This is a genomic window from Bacillus sp. MC1252 (assembly GCF_056838025.1).
In genome coordinates, this window is the sequence record NZ_CM166369.1 from 2,351,986 (window position 1) to 2,370,713 (window position 18,728).

An 18,728-nucleotide genomic window follows, 5' to 3' on the forward strand; every position below is an offset into this window, starting at 1 on the left:
ACTTATGTCAAGCCACATTCATTTTGTTCTACATTTATAAGAAAAACGCCTTTCCTTCTAATAGAGGAAAGGCTTTAAAAGTCACTATTCTAAATTTGCATGGTGTCCGTACATTGTATGTGTGTCGAGCTCTTTCATTTCCATTAACCGCAAAATGACCGCATCGTACATCAGAAGCAACGATTGCTCAAATAGCGAGCCCATCGGCTGAATGGTATGATGGCTTCCTTCATGTTGATCCTTCGGCGCACCTGAGAGTAAGATGACTTCATCGGATAGATCAGCCATCGGTGATTCAGCTGAAAGCGTGAAAGACGCAACTCTTCCGCCAATCGCCCTTGCCTTTTTTGTGAGCACAAGCAATGTCTCTGTTCGACCAGAGCCAGTTCCGACAATCAAGAGATCCTCTTTTGTAAAGGAAGGCGTATTCGTTTCGCCGATGACATAGGCACGGATGCCAATATGAGTGAGTCTCATGGCAAATGATTTCCCCATCAAACCGGACCTGCCTGCCCCTGCCACAAAGACCTTTCGTGCAGCTAAAATGCTTGTGACAAGCCGATCTGCTTGTTCGTCTTGAATGGCTGACGAGGACTCAGAAAGCTCACTCAAAATGGCTTTCACATAGTCACTTGTGTTCATGATTGCCAGATCAACTGCTTCATTTGTGCAGCCACTTCTGCTTTATTGTCCTGGCTTGCGATACCGCCGCCGACAATGATCAAATCAGGGTTTAATTTCACGACTTCAGATAAAGTATCAAGCTTAATACCGCCTGCAATCGCTGTTTTCGCCTGTTTGACGACTTGTTTAATGGTCATGAGGTCAGCAAATGAGTTTTGACCAACCGCTTGCAGGTCATAGCCTGTGTGCACACAAATATAATCTACTCCAAGCTCATCCAGCTCTTTTGCACGGCCTGCGATATCTTTAATGCCAATCATATCGACTAAAATTTCTTTGCCTCTTGCTTTCGCTTCTTTCACCGCTCCTTGAATGGACATATCTTCTGCCGCTGCAAGAATGGTGACGATATCCGCTCCAGCTTCGGATGCCTGCTGCACTTCATAACCGGCAGCATCCATGATTTTCAGGTCAGCGAGTACACGTAAATTCGGAAACGCCTGTTTGACTTCTTTTACAGCACGCAAGCCTTCATTGATCACAACAGGTGTCCCAATTTCGACCACATCAATGGATGCTTCTACTTCTTTGATCAGCTCAATCGCTTCCGGTATATTCACTAAATCTAATGCTAATTGTAATTTCATCAACTTTCACTCCCGTTTTTTCATCTCATCTTCAAGAGCTCCGCGGATGGTGCTTCTTGAACGATGAAATGAGTATAACAACAGGATTGAAGCAATCCAAGTACGCACTTTTTTTTTACATACTATACTTTTTTGCATATGGTTACAAAAAAGATACTGTCTTTCGGCCAGTATCTCAGCTGTCACATTCGCTCCGCTCCAGTACTCGTCCTTCCTAGACTGCAAAGGTTTTCTATCACGCTGAAAAGAAGACAAAGGGCTAAAATAAAGTTCATTTTAGCCCTTTGTCTATCGTAGGTATTTCTATTTATCATCCTTTAAAAAATTGCTGTCGAGATATTGTTTTCCCCAATCATACATCGCCTCTAAAATCGGCATTAAGCTTTCTCCTAGTTCTGTGAGAGAATACTCAACCTTTGGAGGAACGACAGGATAAACCTCCCGATGCACAATGTGATCTTCCTCTAATTCTCTTAGCTGATTGACAAGCATTCTTTGCGTAATCCCAGGCATTAACGACTTTAGCTCACCAAATCGTTTTGTCCCTTCTCTGCCAAGGTGCCATAAAATCAGCATTTTCCACTTACCGCCGATAATATTCAGCGTCAGCTCTTTTTCGCAATTGAACACTTTATTTTCCATACGTGATGACAACAACATACACTCCTTTGATTACAAACCATTTACGCATTATCATATACTGCGGCAAAAGGAATGCCTAGCATACGGTCTTCGTTATTGATTTTGTTTTTTGACAAAAGCCATTACAGTTCTTGTCATATCTTGCGCTTCTTTTGGCGCCCTGTCTGATCCAAACCATTTATTCAAGTCACTGTGGCTCAGCGAATGAACCCGAAAAACAAACCGAGCGCCTTTATCATGATTCAGTTTTTCAGCAAATCGGTACACCTCTGGATTTTCCCAGCCTGTGACCAAAAAAACAGGCGGTACATTCGCTTGATTCATATAAGTGACAGGTGATGCCTTTGTCCAGTTCTTCTCTTGTTTGCCAAATACTTTTTTATACGATGGAATGGCTTGTATAAATTGATTGAGGTTTAAAGGACCATCTAAAATCACGATGGAATTGATCGTTTTTGGCGACAGCCCCACACGTTTTAAGTAGGTCGAATCTGTGGCAACCAATGCCGTCAAATGACCGCCCGCTGAGTGACCCATGACATTAATTTTTGATGAATCGATTTGATATTCATCCGCATGATCCTTGACCCATTTAATAGCGTTTGCCGTATCATCTGCCATCTGCTCATAGTTGGCATTAGGGTGAAGCCTGTAATTCATTGAAACAAACACATACCCTTGACCTGTAAAATAATCAGCCTTTGAAGCGACTCTATTCTTATCGCCGCCTGTCCATCCGCCGCCATGGAGATAGATCATCACTGGATGCTTCTTCTTTTTGTCTTCATCTTTGCCCTTCGGCATATACATATCGAGTGTTTGCTGTTTGTTTTGTGTGTCTGCATAATGGATGTTTGTCGTCGGCTTAGGCTGGTTTAAACGGAACACAAAGAATGCGCAAACCAATAAGCCAGCGATGACCGCCGCAAATAAGAGCCATTTCAAGATTCGATTCAATGTCATTGCACCTTTCTATGTTGGGATGGGGAAGTATGAGTAGCAGATATGTAGGGAAACTAGCAAGATTCATTCGATACTAAATTCATATGGGATGTGCACGAGCAAAACAATTGGTCAAGTCGTCATATTCATTATACTCCTTAAAGTAGTGAAATTCATTGATTTGCTTTAGATGGTTGATATCGAAATCAGGGAATTGCTTCTGGATTTTTTCATCTAAAAACCATGTCATTGTTTGTCCTCCAAGAGAATTATTGTATAAATGCAATGATTCGTTTTCTTGTTTCTTCATGGTACTGGATATAGGAATGTAATAAAGGATACGATTCAAGGATATGTTGATATGTTTTGATTTGTGGATATTGCTCTTCAAATGACTGACGTAGCACGTTTAACTGTTTTTTTGGTATTCGTTTATTATCGATCACATAACTTAAGCTGCCTGTCACAAGTGTGAAAAACATATAAAAATCTCCGGAGTACATTCTGGTTTCTTCCTCAAAAGAGGCGATATCATCTGGATAAGCGGAATGAAATAAGTATTGATAGCGCTGCTTCAAATCATTGATTAAGCCTTGTTTATCTTGGCTGAACTTCATGGATCTTTCCCCTTTCTCTCATTGTTTTTAAATTCTCATCTAGACTTTTATGTTAAATAGAAAATTTGCATTTACATCAAATTCTTCAAGTAGTTCATTGTTCAAGTGCCATATCTCATGAGGATGGTAGCTACATTCGCCCCATCTTTCTAAACTACTAAACATCTCATTCAATCTCCTAACGAATCATGTCACGGAGTTTGTAAATATTCTTCAAATGAAATAAAGTCCGCTTTTTTTCGAAATTCACTTAAGATTTTCTGATCTCCTGTAAAAATAATATCTGTCGAATCAAAAAAACCGATTTCAAACACAGCTTGAGGAATAACGGGTGTATAATTTACGTTCCAATATTGTTCATTATCTTCAATTTGAGGTATTGAGTTGATATTCAAATGATGTACATGACGAGGCAATGCGGTCAAAACAGCGAATATAAATGAATAACAATAGTCTTTTAAGAATTTTTTGAAATGTTCACCCTTTAGAAATAAAAAATCCGTATAATCCGGCATTACTTCTGAATGGAATTGATTTTGTCGATCATGAAGCATTGTGAGTGTCACATCGCTTATGACCCAGTTATACTCTTCTACGTTTAAATTGATTTTCTTTATTAATTCATTTGCTTGAAATAAATCTTCAGCTAATACGATTCTCATATACTTTCTCCATCTCATGAAATGATAAATTTTAAAAATAGTGTAAATTCCCATAAATATGTGTTACCTTCTTCAGTAAAAATCTTCACTCTAAGTCGGAATAATTAGATTGAAATTGAGAGAAATATCCATTAGATAATTTCTCTTGATTAAATAACAGTTCTAACCAATTTGCTAAAACAGGGTGATCCAGTGGCTTCCATCCTTCTTCTAATAAAATATTTTGGGGACAATCTTTTTTTGATACCATACCTATTATACAAATTTCCATATCTCTATCTGCCCAAATCGCCCACTGCAAAGAACGGGATAACCAAACCACAATGTTTGAGTTCGTAATTATATTATCAGCTATAGAACCTTTTGGGTTCGTCCATAGTGCATTTACATAATCCTCACCTGAAATGCTCACACTCGCTTTCAGCCAATTGTAATAACCAAACTCCTTCAAATAGTAATCAACTGGATCTGGCTTAAGGACTGCGGTCAAAAATTCTCTATCACTTGTTGAATTTAATAAATCCTTGATTGTAGGTAAAATATCATCACTTAATGCCCACTCAAACTCTTGAAACAAAAAACAATCAAAATTCTTACGGAAGACTTGTTGTGGCAGCCTTTTATTTTGATCAAATACATGATCCACTAAATCCTGATAGAACCTGTATTCTTTTTCTGAGCGAACAAATAAGTGCTCAGACTGGTTCAAGCAAAAGCCCCCTTTCTACAACACTCATGTGATTTCACTTTAATTTTCCTAAAACTAACCCATATATCATCAACTTATCAATATATCCCCTTTTTTATATAAAAAAGCACCCTAAACGGATGCTTCAATCAAATGATATTTTTTCAATATACGATAGGTGATTTCTTTTGCTTCTAGTCCGGTGCCTTCGATATTTGTGGCGAAGATGTAGGTTTTGTTTTCATGTTTGATAAAGCCTACATACCAGCCGATGCCTGAGCCAGATCCTGTTTTTCCGTATAGGGTGGCATATTTCTCTTCTTCTTGTATCATCATTCGTTTGACCGTTCTCATGACAGATAGGTCAAATGGGAGCCTTTCTTCATATAGCTGTTTGAGAAAATGGACTTGTTCTACTGGAGAAATGCGCAACGAACTGCTTAACCAAAATTGATCGATTCCGCCAGATATGTCTTCATTCCCATAATGAATGGCTTTCACCCAATGATTCATGCGTTCTTCTCCGATGTCACGTGCCATGGCTTGATAGTACCAGACGACTGAATCTCTCATGCCAGAGCCCAGTGTATGATCCTTATTCCAGTTATCAATTTCTCTTTTTATTCCGTCCCAATATTTGATGTCATATTCATCTCTCACCGCGCCTGTTTGGAGGCCGATGAGGGCATTTGCCACTTTAAATGTTGATTGTGGGGCAAAGCGCTTGTTCGCTCTTTTTTTGTTATATACCCATGGCGATTTTTCTTTTACCTCTTGAATCACAAATGTGCCTTCCCGGTCTTTCATGAATTCATCTACTGACCACGCTGGAGATGTTCCCTCACTTGATGAAGGCTGGCCGATACAAAATGCTAACAGCATGATAGTGCAAAACAGCCATTTTATATGATTTTTCTTCAAAAAAATCGCTCCTTTTCCCATGATTTATATTGATTGTAGCATGTTGGGCGATGAGACATAAGGTACGCTTGTCCTCTTTTCTACCAAATAAAAAAAGCCGGTTTCATCCGGCTTTCTGATCATATTAGCTTTCTTTTTTCTCTTCAATGGCCTGCTTCGCGATTTTGGAAATCGTCATATCGTCCATTGGCGGGTTATGAAGTCCAGCACGAATGTCTCGATAGTAACGCTGAAGCGGGCAACCAAGGCTTAAGCTTTTTGCGCCGACTAACCGCATGGCTTTATCGACAATTTGCAGACTATGATTGACGACTATATGCTTCACAGCGCCGAACTCATTGGATAAAAGCGCTCTTTTCTCTGGCTGCTCATACAATTTAGTCGTTGAATAAATGACGTGACGCGCTTGTTTTAACAGTAAATCGATTTCGCCAATGAGAGTTTGAACATTTGGCAGATCACTAATGGTTCCGCTGATGCTGTTCGGTGAATGTGTGATGGCATACTGAACAGCATAGTCTCTTGCCGCTTGCGCAATCCCTAAATAGCAGGAAGGGATATGAGCGATCCAAGGATTTAACGTACCGCCTCGAGGCCCCTTTTGTACTTCAACGAGCATGTCATCTGAGACTTCAACCTGATCCAAAATCAAATCATGGCTTTCTGTTCCTCTCATGCCAACAACATCCCACGTTTCTTCTATAGAAACACCTTTTGTATCACGATGAATTAAAAAGAAGCCGAGCGCTTCTTTTTCTTCGATCCACACACCAACTAAAAAGTATGTGAGCGCTGGTGACATCGTTGTGAAAATTTTGCGTCCATTGATCACCCATTGATCACCTGATTTAGTTGCTGTTGTCCCGGGTTTGCCCCCTCTTGTTGGACTGCCTGTCTGCGTCTCACTCACAGCCCGGTTGACAAGGGCACCCTTCTTCACTTCTTCAGCAAAAAATTGCAGCTGCTTTTCACTCCATTGTTTCTTTTCATAAATTTCGCCTACAACCCCTTGGTGCCAGCCGATCGATAAGGCAGTCGCTCCATCCATGCTGCCGAGCGTCTCTTGAAATAGAACCATATCCGTCACAGATTGACCTCCGCCTCCATATTCAACAGGCAGAGACAAGGCCGTATACCCCATTTCCACTAAGGCTTCGATATTCTTTTTGGGGAAATGAGCACCTTCATCGTGTTCTTTTGCAGTTTGTTCTATCGATTGACGAAGTGATTCCAATTGATTGAGCCATGTTTTTTGAAAGTCTGTATCAACAAATAATGCTTTAGACAAAACATTCCATCTCCTCTGTTTCTCTCTATCTATGACATGCTTATTTTTACATCAATAAAACACACTTTACTTATAGGATTTAATGCGTTAAATTTTATCAATAGTCAGTACATATGTCAAAAGAACGTGCTCCTCCTATCATCGCAGCTACTAACCCTTCAAAGATGGCAGACGCATACTCGCTTTTGCTATCTTAGAAAAAACGATTGAGCGTGCGGAAGATCTCTTTGACGATAAAAAAGTCGAACAGGCACGAGCACCTGATCGACTTTTCTCATTCATTTACTCACTTTTTTTCGGTGTGTTAAACAGTTCCTTTGGTGCCGGTTTCAGTTTTGGTGCAGAGCCGAACACGACAGGTGCAGAAATATATCTGAACTCTCCCTTTCCATCCATGCTTCGGCCATGTGCCCATCTGCCTTCCTTGCTTTCTTCCCCTCTTGAGAAGTTAAACAGATCATAGGATACTTGCTGTTTTTCTAGTGAGCGCGGGAAGGTCGTTGGTACAACAACATCGCCTTCTCTTTCCTCTAATTCTTTAATTGCCGCAATCCACATATTTTGATGATATGTATCACGAGCAATGAGAAAGGAGAGCATATCCTTAACCCCGCGGTCATCGGTCATTTCATATAGCCTTGTAACCTGAAGTCTCCCTTGTGACTCTGCATTCAAATTCGCCCGGAAATCAGCCATTAAATTTCCGCTTGCAATGATATATTTTGCATTCCACGGATATCCTTGACTATCCGCTGCCATTGCTCCTAAGCCTGCAACAATTGCATGTTGAGGGTTCATTCCCCCCATGACAGCTGCAAGTGCTGGATCACTTTGATACGCCTGTTCTTGTTCTTTGACCGGTGCTTTATCAAGTAATCGTGCAATCATCGTCGCCAGCATCTCGACATGACCAATTTCCTCTGTTCCAATGTCAAACAATAAGTCTCTATATTTTTGATCCGCTCGGCAATTAAAGCCTTGAAATAAATATTGCATCATCACGCTGATCTCTCCATATTGACCGCCTAATACCTCTTGCAATTTTTTCGCATAAAGTGGATCAGGCTTAGAGGGCTTTGCTTCATATTGCAGTTCTTTGATGTGATAAAACATGATGTCATCTCCCTTATTTAAAAACATCTTTTCAATTATCACTATTCAAATGTACCCCTCTTTATGAAAACGGACAGATCATATAAAAAAAGGGAATAGCTTATGCCATTCCCTTCGGTGTCTTATGATTCAGCACTGACTAAAATTTTCACTTGATCTTTTTCATTGATTAATGCATGGAAGCCATCCTCGATCACATCGTCCAGCTTGATTTTTTTCGTGACGAGTGTATCTGCGGAGAAATAGCCTTTTCTCATTAAGTTTAATACAGATGGGAATACGTCTCTGTAGCCGATAATTCCTTTGACTGTACGTTCTTTAATGACAATGTCATTCGGCAGAATCTCTGCGCCTTTTTCCCAAATGCTTACAATGACAGTTTCACCTGAAATTCTAGTTGATTGGATTGCTTGCTTCAATACAACAGGTACACCTGTCACTTCAAAAGAAACATCGACCCCGCCGTTTGTACGGCGTGCGATTTCTTGTACAACATCTTCATACTGAGAAGGATCAACAATGATCGCTCCAAGCTCTTTTGCTTTTTCTTGGCGTTCTTTTGATAATTCAACTGCGTAAATATCTGTAGCGCCAGCTGCTTTTAAAGCTTCAATGACAAGTAAGCCAATTGGTCCGCAGCCAAACACAGCCGCTGTATCTCCAGCTTGTACTTTACTAGAACGAACAGCATATAAAGCAACTGCAGAAGGCTCTACAAGAGCGCCTTGCTCATATGATATTTCGTCTGGTAATAAATGAAGTAATTCTTCATCGACTGATACATATTCAGAGAATCCACCGCCGCCTCCGGCAAGTCCTAAAAAGCCCATGTTTTCATCTAAGTTATAAGCACCTTGATGCCCGTGAGTCGCGAAAATAGGTTCTACAACCACTCGATCGCCTACTTTGTAATGGCTCACACCTTCTCCTACCTCAACAACCTCACCAGAAAATTCATGTCCCAGTGTAACGGGTGCCTTTTCTTTTGTCAGTGGATGAGGCTCATTCACTGGAATGAAGATAGGTCCTCCTAGATATTCATGTAAATCACTACCACAAATGCCGCACCATTTTACTTTTAGTTTCACTTTTCCTGGAGCAACTGTTGGTTCGTCAATTTCCTCTAGTCGAATGTCCTTTTGATCGTGCCAGCGTAGTGCTTTCATTTGTAAGTCTCCTTTTTTCATCAATTTAATTAACTTACTTAAATAATGATAACATAATTTTTTTAATTTTCTAAGTACGACGCACTATTTTGTTGACAGTCAATGGACGAAAAATGACAAAACATAGAAATAGACAAACTAGAAGCATACACATACTCCCTAATATGACGGACGTTCGTATAGATAGAACATGTGCTAAAACGCCAAAGATGCCTGTCATGCCAATCGTCAGAACGGCTTCGCACAATGCATAAAAGCTTGCAACTCTCCCCATGACCTCTACCGGGATATTCGTTTGATAGAACGTCATAAAACCTGTATTGGCAAACGCTAAAAAGAATGCAAGAACAAAAAAACCAATAGCCGCTGCGGTCAATGTGCTAGAAAAAGCATAGATGAGATAGCCAAAAGTGACAAACAGACTGCCGATCGCTAGCATGATGAAAACAGGCAGCCTCTCGACAATAGCCGAATTGAGACTTGCGCCTGCAATAATTCCCGCTCCAGCCATACTGACAAGAAGTCCATATTCTGTATCAGTCAGCATCAGCACTTCTTTGGCAAAAGCTGCTTCAAGTGAGTCAATAGCAGTAGGCAGTACCGTCATGGCAGCACTAAATAACAAATACACAGCCATCACATGGCGTGACGTCAGACTAAATCGAAGAACAAGCTTCGCATCCTCTTTTAACATTGAAAGGGATAAGCCCTTTTGCTCAGCATCTTGTTTTAGCAAATTTGGTAAATACATCGTCAAAAAAGCAGAGATCAAAAGGCAAATCGCATTTACATAAATTGAAAAATCAGGTGTGCCGATTAGAAAAAGCAGACCTGCGACTGCGGGTCCAAGTAAAAATCCACCCGATTGTAGTAAAGACCTTATGGCATTAAACCGTTTGCGGTGACCCGCCGGAACCAGCCCTGTCATATACACCATCGACGCTGGATGAAATATTGCTTGTGCCATATGAATGACAAACACTATGACATATACGATCAGCAAATGTCCTGAAAATAAGGCAAAGGGTATACATGCAATCAGAATCGCGCGGGTTATATCTAAACTGATCATCACATTTCGCTGATTCAGCCTATCGATCAAACTGCCAGACCAACTATTTGTCAAAAGAGCAGCGGCTGGTCTTAGCATATAGACAGCTGTTATAGCAAGCACAGAGCCTGTTTCTTGAAAAATGAGCAGATGGAGGGCAATCATATAAATCCATTCTCCTATGTTCGCAATGCCGATGGCTCCAAGTAAAATACTCATATCCCGCCAATGTTTTTTCATCATTGTCCCCCCAATTTGTCATCAAAAAAATCCCGCCCCCAAGACATTTCTGTCTTGAGGACGGGATTTACTCCGCGTTGCCACCTCAGTTCATTCATCTGTTGCCAGATGAACCTTAGCAGGTCACATGAACCCTTCTCTGTAACGTGAGAATATCGCTACACCACCATCCGAAGGAATCCGGTGCAGAGCTAAGAGGCTTGGTTCCATAACGCTCCCCAGCTCCTTCTCAGCTCAACGGAGTTCTCTGTGTGAGGCAGTGATTATGTACTCTTCTCTATTTGCGCTTTGTTTTCTTTTTTTACACGATCTTCAGCTGAATTGTTACATATTATACTGCGGCTGAACCAAAGCGTCAATGTTTTTTTCATATTTAATCAGCATATATCATCTTTCTTGTCATGCCGCCATCAACGACTAAATCTGTGCCCGTCACAAATTGATTGTCCTCATCGGTTAAATAAAAGCAAGCCTTCACAATATCCTTTGGCGTGCCGACTCGATTGGAAAGATGCTGCTGGTGATCGATCTCTCGAAGATTCTCCTCATCCTTCGTTTCAATCCATCCAGGGGAAATGCTATTCACCTTTATGTGATCCTGACTAAAGGAAGCAGCCAGGGCATGAGTAAGCGCTGATATCCCGCCTTTTGATGCCGCATACGCTTCTGCATCAGGTTCTGACATTGTCGCGCGAGTGGATGAAATGTTCACAATCGAACCGCCTTTTTGATTCTCTTTTATATAACGTGCCGCCTCCCTTGCACATAAAAAAGCACCTCTTAGATTCGTATGTAACACATGATCAAACTCATCGACCGTTAATTCATAAGGGGATTTTGTACACATGACACCAGCATTATTGATCAGAATATCTATCGTTTTGTAACGCTCCACGGCAAACGACATTAAACTTTGAATATCCTTCTCTTGTTTTACATCCGTTTTTTTAAAATAGGCTTCATAGGACCCCTTTCTTAGCTGCTCTTCCAAATACTTGCCTTTCTCTTCATCGATATCCGCAAGCACCACACGTGCTCCTTCTTTCGCATAACCGTATGCGATTGCTTCACCAATTCCATTTGCTGCGCCGGTGATGATGACTGTTTTATGCTGAAAGTTCATCGTTTATCAAACCCTTTCTACATGAGATGTTGTCGTCTATCATACCACTTTGATGAGATAACATGTATAGACTATACCTAGTCAAATGGGACATACAAGAACACCCTCCTAATGAACACTTAGGAGGGTGGATTATTTGTGTCTCATTCTGCCGTGTCAGACTAGCCCCATAAATCATGTCGAACTTCTACATCACTATTGTCGTTTGCTTTTTATATAAAGTCTGTAAAAGACTCGTGTTTGTATTCTCTATTAGTAGAACTGATGTGTCATTCTATTATTCTCTTTTTCTGTATCGTTATTTTAAAAAGCAGTCTTTAAAATTTCTAAGTAGTCAGCTTTCGTAACAGGACGAACATTGCTTGGTGTAGAGTTGTTTTGTTCTGCTAATTCAGCCATTTTGTCAAAATCCTCTTCTTTTACATAAGATAATTCTTTTAGTGTTGGAATGCCTAAATTCTTTGTAAATGTATAGATCCCATCAATCAATTTTTGAATCGCCACATCATCTGAATCCGTTTTATCTGCAAAGCTCATCATTTTTGCAAGTTCTGCGTGTAATGACTCGTTTTCAACTGCATTAAATTGCATCACATATGGTAAAAATACAGCGTTTGCGATACCATGTGGTGTGTCATAAAGACTGCCAAGCGCTTCTGCTAAACAATGTATGGCTGCTACATCGGCTGAACCGAAACATAAGCCAGCAAGTAAACTACCTTCCTGCATTTTATATCTTGCTTCTAAATCAGCTCCGTTTTCATATGCCTTCGGTAAGTATTTCACAATTGTTTCCATTGCACTTGCACCCATTGCTTTCGAAATAGGGTTTGTTACTTTACATGTATAGCCTTCAATAGCATGCACCAATGCATCAACGCCTGTTGCGGCTGTTATGCTTTTTGGCACTGTCGCTGTAAGAGCAGGGTCTAAAATCGCAATGGTTGGTCGAAGCAAGGTATGTTTTAATGTGATTTTTTTATGTGAAGCAGCTAACGTAATGACAGATGAACGCGTCACCTCAGAGCCAGTGCCAGCCGTTGTTGGAATACAAATTAATGGCGCTATATTTGTATACGCCTTCTTTCCTGCTATATAATCTTCAGGATTGCCGCCATTTGGACCTAATAACGTAATGGCTTTTGCTGTATCCATTGGACTTCCTCCACCAATAGCAATAACCGCTGATACTTGTTCTTTTCTAAAGAGCTCTGCACCAGTTAGACATTCAGTATCTCTAGGGTTTGGAGATACTTGGTCAAATACGATAACGGAATAACCAGCTTCTTGTAAATGCGTTTCAATAGGCGTAACTAATCCTGCGTTTTTCACACCAGAGTCAGTCACAATCATAACTGTTGCACTAGGCACTACAATGTCCTCTAGTATAGATGCAATTTCTTTTGATTTGCCAGTCCCCATCATCATTTTTGTATTACAAACATATTCAAAATTCATCATTATTTTTCTACTCCTTCATTTGTATTTGTTGAGTTAGTAGCTTGTTTTTCTGCTCCCCACCATTCTATTTCTATTAAACCTGGTATGGTAGAGGCATAAAAAATAGGATTTTTACCTAACATTCTTTGTCCAATGTAATCATCTAAAGCTGTAAAAGCAAATTTGCCTAGAATCGCAATCGCAATCAAGTTTACAATAGCCATAATGACCATCGACAAGTCGGCTAAAGTCCACACAACTTGTAAGTTGGCTACAGCACCAAACATCATCATGATTAATACAGTCATTCGATACACTAATAAAGCTGCTGCACTGTTATGAATAAAACCGATATTGGCTTCACCATAATAGTAGCCACCTACAATAGAGCTAAATGCAAAGTAAATATGGCAAAAGCTAAGAAAATACTAGCCCAAGAGCCGAAATGCTGCGCCATCGCAGCTTGTGTAATTTCGATACCAGATAATTCACCTGTTGTTTCTACTGTCGATAGCATAATAATAAATGCCGTACAGCTACAAACAACTAATGTATCAAAAAACACTCCTAATAATTGAACAAATCCTTGTTTTACTGGGTGCGAAACATTGGCGGCAGCAGCGGTATTTGGGGCACTTCCCATTCCTGCTTCATTGGAAAATAACCCACGTTTTACACCGTTCATAATCGCAGCACCTATGCCGCCTCCAACGATTTGCTCTAATCCAAACGCACCTTTTATAATACTTGCTAATGCTGCGGGTACATCAGCGATATTTGTGACAATCACATAAAGTGCTAAGGCAATATAAAACGCTGACATAACTGGGACAATGATTTGTGTAAAGTTAGCAATTCGCTTTACACCACCAAAAATAATGAAAGCAGTAAGAATTGTTACAAATACCCCCATGCCAATCGGACTGATACCAAATGAATAATGAAAGGCATTTGTAATTGTATTCGTTTGCACAGCATTAAAAATTAGACAACTGCTGAGGGTGTTGATCGAATATTTTGATTTGATTTCCTTGAACCACAATTTCCTTTATCGGGTCATATTCATGTATGTATTGACGCACTCGATCTATTTCGTTTTGTCCATGTTCACATTTGATGGTGAAAATAATCTCTCTTTGATTTTCGACAAGTTCACTTAATTCACGTTGATCCCCCATAGCAATGATAGAGCCATGATCCATAATGGCCATTCTTTCGCATAAATATTCGACTTCCTCCATGTAATGACTAGTATAAATTATTGTCATTCCTTCACTATTTAGCGTTTTGACAGTTTCTAGTATATGATTTCTAGATTGGGGATCTATACCTACAGTGGGCTCATCCATGATTAATAGTTTCGGTCGATGCAAAATGGCACATCCGATATTCACTCTTCTTTTCATCCCTCCTGAGAATACTTTCACTTTATCATTCGCTCTATCTTCAAGACCGATTAACTCAAGCGTTTCTTGTACTCTGCTTTTTAACTCCTTTCCTTTGAGTCCGTACATTCTCCCCCAAAACATTAAATTTTCCTTTGCTGTCAAATGTAAATATAAAGCGATCTCTTGCGGAACAATGCCAATCAATTGCTGCGCATGTTTTGTTTCTTTGTTTAAATCTTTACCTCCAATCGTCACAGTGCCGCTTGCTGCACGAATAAGCCCTGTCATAATGCCAATTAATGTAGATTTCCCTGCACCATTTGGTCCTAATAACCCAAACGTTTCTCCTTTTTTTAACTGAAAGGACACCCCTTTTAGTACCTGTTTATCCTCATAATTTTTTTTGATGTCATTTACTATAAGCAATGATTTCTCTCCCCTATTTTTCCTATAGTCAAGCAGAATATATGGTATGACCTTCAACTAAAGAATAATATTTCCAATTCATTCATTTTAACATGTTACAAAATGCAGGAGAATAGTACAGGTCTGTTTAAATTTGAAAACACAAAAAAACTTACAGGATCTGCTTTCCTGTAAGTTATTTCTCCAGCTTATTTTAAATGGATCATTATTTTGAAATCATCCCATGCGGGTCAATCACAAATTTCTTCGCCACACCCGAATCAAAATCACTATATCCTTTAGGCGCTTGATCGAGGTCAATGACGGTTGCATTGACGGCTTTGGCGATTTGTGCCCTTCCACTTAAAATGGATTTCATGAGACTGCGGTGATATTGCATGACAGGGGTTTGGCCTGTCACAAAGGTGTGCGCTTTGGCCCAGCCAAGTCCAATTCGTACTTTAAGAGAACCAACTTTTGCATCCTCATCCACTGCACCTGGATCTTCTGTGACGTAAAGCCCTGGGATTCCAAGTTTACCGCCAACTTTTGTAATATCCATAATGGTATTTAAAACGGTCGCAGGTGCTTCTCCCTGATCTCCATGACCTGAAGCTTCAAAGCCGACACAATCGACGGCACAGTCGACTTCTGGCTCTCCTAAGATATTCGTGATTTGTTCGCCGATTCGATCATGCTTTCGTAAATTGATCGTCTCGCAGCCAAAGCTTCTGGCCTGCTCCAGCCTTTGCTCATTCAGATCGCCAACGATCACAGCAGAGGCGCCAAGGAGCTGAGCGGAATGTGCTGCTGCAAGACCTACTGGCCCTGCACCAGCAATATATACGGTAGAGCCCGGCTTTACTCCAGCCGTATAAGCACCATGAAAACCTGTCGGGAAAATATCAGAAAGCATCGTCAAATCCAGTATTTTTTCCATTGCCTGATCTTTGTCCGGGAATTTGAGCAGCTGGAAATCTGCATATGGAACCATGACGTACTCGGATTGACCGCCAACCCAGCCGCCCATATCCACATATCCATAGGCGGAGCCAGGACGATCCGGGTTTACATTTAAGCACACATGGGTTTTTTGTTCCTTACACATGACGCAGCGTCCGCAAGCAATATTAAACGGAACTGACACGAGATCACCTTTTTGAATAAACTCCACATCTCGTCCAACCTCAACGACTTCACCTGTAATTTCATGACCAAGGACAAGTCCCTCAGGTGCAGTGGTACGCCCTCTCACCATGTGCTGGTCACTTCCGCAAATGTTTGTTGTCACCACTTTTAAAATGACGCCATGCTCACATTTGCGCCCAACATTGGCTTTAGGTACACCCGGGCCATCCTTTAAGACCAAATCAGGGTATCCAATATCCTCAACTGCTACATTTCCTGCCCCTTTATAAACGACACCTTTGTTTCCCGACATGTTTCCATTCCTCCCTTTTTGTTTAAAAATGAAGTCTCTACAATTTTCTCTATTTCTCGAGCAATTCCCTTCTTCAAACCGCACATTGACTCAAAAAGAAGGAACCAAATGTCTATCAGGGAGAGAAAGATGTATCTTCCAGTCAAATAAAAAAGAAAATATTGAAAAAAAAGCTAAACTTTTGCAGAACGGTGTCGATATAAGGAATAAGCCAGACAGGTATCCTTAATCGACAAACAAATTCCTTATATATACTATCATTCCTTACACACCTGGCTGGCCCCTTTATATGAAATGAATGCAAAAGGCTCAGGCTCTTCTCATGAAGAGCCTTTATTTGTTGACAAAGGGCTAAAATGATCTTTATTTTAGCCCTTTGTCTTCTTTTCAGCGTGATAGAAAACCTTTGAAGTCTAGGAAGAACGAGCACTGGCGCGGAGTGAATTTGACATTCGTGAGCACCAGCGCGCAGGACTGACAACGAATGCGAGGGTTTGTCTACACGCTGCAGGCTCTTCTCATGAAGAGCCTTTATTTGTTGACACTGTCGCCTTCACACGCAAAGAGGCTCCTCTGACGAAGAGCCTCTTTTTTGAAGTGCTTGTTCATTACCTGGGAAATATTTTCATCATTTTAAGGCTTTGATACAGATGTATGTATCATAGTGATAAACCGAGACGTCTCTAAAGTGATACGCTGAAAATAGGCGGCTGATCTCTTGTTCACTGTACGATGAGAAAGACTGTGACCGTTTTTGTTCCTTCATCAGCTCCTGTTTTTGAAAAGATAAGAATACTTCTCCATCCACTTGAAGGACGCGGTACACTTCCTTCATCACCTGTTCGATATCCGGCAAGTAATAAATGGTCTGCACCGTAAATAATTTATTGAATGATCTGTCTTCAAAAGGTAAATGCTCAGCCTTACCAAAAGTAATGACGGCTTTGTCCTGTTCCACAAGCTTCTTATTTTTTCTTTTTGCATATTTGATCATATGACGAGAGGCGTCCACTCCGTACACTTTTCCTCGGTCGAGTTTTTCTGCTACTTTTGATAATGTCATGCCTCTTCCGGTACCGATTTCTAAAATTCGGTCATTTTCTTGTATATTTAAGAGTTGAATCGTCCATTGATTGATATTATGATGATTTTTTTCCATATAGCGGGCAACCCATTTTGAGAACAAGCCTTTTGGTTCTCTCATTTGTTTTCCAATCCAGCTTTGAATCAATGTTAACACCTGCTTTACACCAGTAAATAAAACTATTTACGAATTTTCTTACTTTTCATATCGGTTCTCACCTAACAAAAGTTAAGACCTAGTCCTAATTTATTTGTCCTTTATTAGACGGCACCTTTTCAGAAAATGTTTCGCATGACTTAAAAAATATTTGATTGAATAGGCGTTTTCATTAATTGTGCAAAGATTGCTTTCGTTTTCTGCATGAGCTGCATATTTTATGAATGTATCTTGATTAGATAAAGGTGGTGCTAGATTATGGGCTTTGGCGGTTATTCTGGAGGCAACTGCGGTGGCTACGGTGGCGGTTTTGCAGGCGGATTCGCATTGCTTGTTGTACTCTTCATTTTGTTGATCATCATCGGTGCAAGCTGGATTTGCTAATGTAAAAGGAGCAGGAAACGTCATTGTTTCCTGCTCCTTTTCTTTAATACCAATAAGTTGGATAATTGTAATTGTACATATAGCGTCTGAGCATTTCTTGCTGCTCTCTTTGCATTCGGTATGGATTGCCGTACCCGTGCTTTAAGGAATGCGGAATGGACGCATACCCGTGCCCCACTGACGGAAACCTCATATATGGTGACATCGACATTCATTGATCACCTCACAATCTCCTTTTACGGTTATCATATGTGCAGGTGATCAATGTGGAGCGTGTCTAAACCTGGTCCTTCTCCCTTGTATAACAATCAAGCATTGCAAGCATCATAAACATGTCAATCTCCTCCTTTTCATCTTTTTTCTTTTCCTTTTAGTTCATATACTTTAGTTGTTTCTGCTTCATTTCTTCATAAAAAGTTTCGACTTGCTGTTCATAAAGAACGGTTTCAATGTCTTTGTATTTACGCTGAATAGTCAATGTAATAAAAAATAAATGGATTGTCATCTACGCTCACCTCCCTTCAGTTCGCAACACGCGAAATAGCCCGCAGATCTTCTTTATCAGTTGACCTGCGGGCACACAAAAATGCAGATCAAAAGACAGTGTCTTTCAACCTGCGATGGATGATGCGTGAAAAATCCTCGTTTACTTAAACAGTTTTGAAGCGTGCACCGTAATAGGTAAAGGAAGGACACGAGCTCTTCC

20 protein-coding genes and 1 pseudogene are annotated in these 18,728 nt (G+C 40.4%); 1 reads left to right on the forward strand and 20 read right to left on the reverse strand.

Annotated elements, in window-relative coordinates:
* Positions 1 to 84: 84 nt before the first annotated feature.
* The 18 genes and pseudogenes from hxlB to ACYH0L_RS12190 all read right to left on the reverse strand — a co-directional run bounded on the left by hxlB (position 85) and on the right by ACYH0L_RS12190 (position 17,629).
* Positions 85 to 642, reverse strand: coding sequence for a 6-phospho-3-hexuloisomerase (gene hxlB / locus ACYH0L_RS12105; RefSeq protein WP_099727712.1), 558 nt, complete (start codon positions 640 to 642; stop codon positions 85 to 87).
* Positions 639 to 1,271 carry a 3-hexulose-6-phosphate synthase gene (hxlA, locus tag ACYH0L_RS12110; protein WP_099727713.1) on the reverse strand — a complete coding sequence of 211 codons (633 nt, stop codon included), beginning with the start codon at positions 1,269 to 1,271 and terminating at the stop codon, positions 639 to 641. The genes hxlB and hxlA overlap by 4 nt, the downstream gene beginning before the upstream one ends.
* Positions 1,272 to 1,574: 303 nt before the next feature.
* Positions 1,575 to 1,931 carry a transcriptional activator HxlR gene (gene hxlR, locus ACYH0L_RS12115; RefSeq protein WP_029708013.1) on the reverse strand — a complete coding sequence of 119 codons (357 nt, stop codon included), beginning with the start codon at positions 1,929 to 1,931 and terminating at the stop codon, positions 1,575 to 1,577.
* A gap of 75 nt (positions 1,932 to 2,006) precedes the next feature.
* Complete coding sequence (locus ACYH0L_RS12120) at positions 2,007 to 2,876, reverse strand: alpha/beta hydrolase (protein ID WP_099727714.1); 870 nt, start codon at positions 2,874 to 2,876, stop codon at positions 2,007 to 2,009.
* Between the two features lie 248 nt (positions 2,877 to 3,124).
* On the reverse strand, positions 3,125 to 3,472 hold the full coding sequence (locus tag ACYH0L_RS12125; RefSeq protein ID WP_099727715.1) for a YxiJ family protein: 348 nt from the start codon (positions 3,470 to 3,472) through the stop codon (positions 3,125 to 3,127).
* 191 nt (positions 3,473 to 3,663) lie between these two features.
* A complete protein-coding gene (locus ACYH0L_RS12130) occupies positions 3,664 to 4,134 on the reverse strand; it encodes a hypothetical protein (RefSeq protein WP_099727716.1) in 471 nt (156 codons plus the stop codon).
* Positions 4,135 to 4,219: 85 nt separating this feature from the next.
* Complete coding sequence (locus ACYH0L_RS12135) at positions 4,220 to 4,843, reverse strand: hypothetical protein (RefSeq protein WP_099727717.1); 624 nt, start codon at positions 4,841 to 4,843, stop codon at positions 4,220 to 4,222.
* Positions 4,844 to 4,954: 111 nt separating this feature from the next.
* Positions 4,955 to 5,743 (reverse strand): BPU family class D beta-lactamase, encoded by a 789-nt coding sequence (gene blaBPU / locus ACYH0L_RS12140; RefSeq protein WP_099727718.1) that lies wholly within the window; start codon positions 5,741 to 5,743, stop codon positions 4,955 to 4,957.
* 124 nt (positions 5,744 to 5,867) lie between these two features.
* The gene (locus tag ACYH0L_RS12145) at positions 5,868 to 7,031 is read right to left on the reverse strand and encodes an acyl-CoA dehydrogenase family protein (protein ID WP_099727719.1); all 1,164 of its coding nucleotides are present in this window, start codon (positions 7,029 to 7,031) and stop codon (positions 5,868 to 5,870) included.
* Between the two features lie 282 nt (positions 7,032 to 7,313).
* Positions 7,314 to 8,144, reverse strand: a complete 831-nt coding sequence (locus ACYH0L_RS12150) for a manganese catalase (RefSeq protein ID WP_099727804.1) — start codon at positions 8,142 to 8,144, stop codon at positions 7,314 to 7,316.
* A gap of 122 nt (positions 8,145 to 8,266) precedes the next feature.
* Complete coding sequence (locus tag ACYH0L_RS12155; protein WP_099727720.1) at positions 8,267 to 9,310, reverse strand: 2,3-butanediol dehydrogenase; 1,044 nt, start codon at positions 9,308 to 9,310, stop codon at positions 8,267 to 8,269.
* 70 nt (positions 9,311 to 9,380) lie between these two features.
* Positions 9,381 to 10,601: an MFS transporter gene (locus ACYH0L_RS12160; RefSeq protein WP_482354074.1), complete on the reverse strand. Its 1,221-nt coding sequence runs from the start codon at positions 10,599 to 10,601 to the stop codon at positions 9,381 to 9,383.
* A gap of 373 nt (positions 10,602 to 10,974) precedes the next feature.
* Complete coding sequence (locus tag ACYH0L_RS12165) at positions 10,975 to 11,724, reverse strand: glucose 1-dehydrogenase (RefSeq protein WP_482354075.1); 750 nt, start codon at positions 11,722 to 11,724, stop codon at positions 10,975 to 10,977.
* 303 nt (positions 11,725 to 12,027) lie between these two features.
* The gene (locus ACYH0L_RS12170; RefSeq protein ID WP_482354076.1) at positions 12,028 to 13,185 is read right to left on the reverse strand and encodes an iron-containing alcohol dehydrogenase; all 1,158 of its coding nucleotides are present in this window, start codon (positions 13,183 to 13,185) and stop codon (positions 12,028 to 12,030) included.
* A pseudogene (locus tag ACYH0L_RS12175) lies at positions 13,185 to 14,164 on the reverse strand (alanine/glycine:cation symporter family protein); the annotation flags it as partial. The pseudogene ACYH0L_RS12175 and the gene ACYH0L_RS12170, both read right to left, overlap by 1 nt.
* Entirely contained in the window at positions 14,142 to 14,978 is an 837-nt protein-coding gene (locus tag ACYH0L_RS12180) for an ABC transporter ATP-binding protein (protein ID WP_482354077.1), read from the reverse strand. The pseudogene ACYH0L_RS12175 and the gene ACYH0L_RS12180, both read right to left, overlap by 23 nt.
* Before the next feature lie 205 nt (positions 14,979 to 15,183).
* The gene (gene fdhA, locus ACYH0L_RS12185) at positions 15,184 to 16,398 is read right to left on the reverse strand and encodes a formaldehyde dehydrogenase, glutathione-independent (RefSeq protein WP_099727725.1); all 1,215 of its coding nucleotides are present in this window, start codon (positions 16,396 to 16,398) and stop codon (positions 15,184 to 15,186) included.
* Positions 16,399 to 17,026: 628 nt separating this feature from the next.
* Positions 17,027 to 17,629, reverse strand: a complete 603-nt coding sequence (locus tag ACYH0L_RS12190) for a class I SAM-dependent methyltransferase (RefSeq protein ID WP_326839039.1) — start codon at positions 17,627 to 17,629, stop codon at positions 17,027 to 17,029.
* 267 nt (positions 17,630 to 17,896) lie between these two features.
* Between ACYH0L_RS12190 and ACYH0L_RS12195 the strand changes: the two genes are divergently transcribed.
* Positions 17,897 to 18,022, forward strand: a complete 126-nt coding sequence (locus ACYH0L_RS12195; protein ID WP_099727727.1) for a YjcZ family sporulation protein — start codon at positions 17,897 to 17,899, stop codon at positions 18,020 to 18,022.
* A gap of 43 nt (positions 18,023 to 18,065) precedes the next feature.
* On the opposite strand, the gene ACYH0L_RS12200 is transcribed toward ACYH0L_RS12195, so the two are convergent.
* Together ACYH0L_RS12200 and ACYH0L_RS12205 are read right to left on the reverse strand one after the other, a co-directional pair.
* Positions 18,066 to 18,233, reverse strand: coding sequence for a hypothetical protein (locus ACYH0L_RS12200; RefSeq protein WP_180275522.1), 168 nt, complete (start codon positions 18,231 to 18,233; stop codon positions 18,066 to 18,068).
* 159 nt (positions 18,234 to 18,392) lie between these two features.
* Positions 18,393 to 18,527: a YrzI family small protein gene (locus tag ACYH0L_RS12205; RefSeq protein ID WP_008342648.1), complete on the reverse strand. Its 135-nt coding sequence runs from the start codon at positions 18,525 to 18,527 to the stop codon at positions 18,393 to 18,395.
* Positions 18,528 to 18,728: the final 201 nt, after the last annotated feature.

Bases quoted from the DNA above. Each gene is read 5' to 3' on its own strand.
- hxlB (WP_099727712.1), bottom strand. From the start codon at position 642: ATGAACACAAGTGACTATGTGAAAGCCATTTTGAGTGAGCTTTCTGAG.
- hxlA (WP_099727713.1), bottom strand. From the start codon at position 1,271: ATGAAATTACAATTAGCATTAGATTTAGTGAATATACCGGAAGCGATT.
- hxlR (WP_029708013.1), bottom strand. From the start codon at position 1,931: ATGTTGTTGTCATCACGTATGGAAAATAAAGTGTTCAATTGCGAAAAA.
- ACYH0L_RS12120 (WP_099727714.1), bottom strand. From the start codon at position 2,876: ATGACATTGAATCGAATCTTGAAATGGCTCTTATTTGCGGCGGTCATC.
- ACYH0L_RS12125 (WP_099727715.1), bottom strand. From the start codon at position 3,472: ATGAAGTTCAGCCAAGATAAACAAGGCTTAATCAATGATTTGAAGCAG.
- ACYH0L_RS12130 (WP_099727716.1), bottom strand. From the start codon at position 4,134: ATGAGAATCGTATTAGCTGAAGATTTATTTCAAGCAAATGAATTAATA.
- ACYH0L_RS12150 (WP_099727804.1), bottom strand. From the start codon at position 8,144: ATGTTTTATCACATCAAAGAACTGCAATATGAAGCAAAGCCCTCTAAG.
- ACYH0L_RS12155 (WP_099727720.1), bottom strand. From the start codon at position 9,310: ATGAAAGCACTACGCTGGCACGATCAAAAGGACATTCGACTAGAGGAA.
- ACYH0L_RS12160 (WP_482354074.1), bottom strand. From the start codon at position 10,601: ATGAAAAAACATTGGCGGGATATGAGTATTTTACTTGGAGCCATCGGC.
- ACYH0L_RS12165 (WP_482354075.1), bottom strand. From the start codon at position 11,724: ATGAACTTTCAGCATAAAACAGTCATCATCACCGGCGCAGCAAATGGA.
- ACYH0L_RS12170 (WP_482354076.1), bottom strand. From the start codon at position 13,185: ATGATGAATTTTGAATATGTTTGTAATACAAAAATGATGATGGGGACT.
- fdhA (WP_099727725.1), bottom strand. From the start codon at position 16,398: ATGTCGGGAAACAAAGGTGTCGTTTATAAAGGGGCAGGAAATGTAGCA.
- ACYH0L_RS12195 (WP_099727727.1), top strand. From the start codon at position 17,897: ATGGGCTTTGGCGGTTATTCTGGAGGCAACTGCGGTGGCTACGGTGGC.
- ACYH0L_RS12200 (WP_180275522.1), bottom strand. From the start codon at position 18,233: ATGTCGATGTCACCATATATGAGGTTTCCGTCAGTGGGGCACGGGTAT.
- ACYH0L_RS12205 (WP_008342648.1), bottom strand. From the start codon at position 18,527: ATGACAATCCATTTATTTTTTATTACATTGACTATTCAGCGTAAATAC.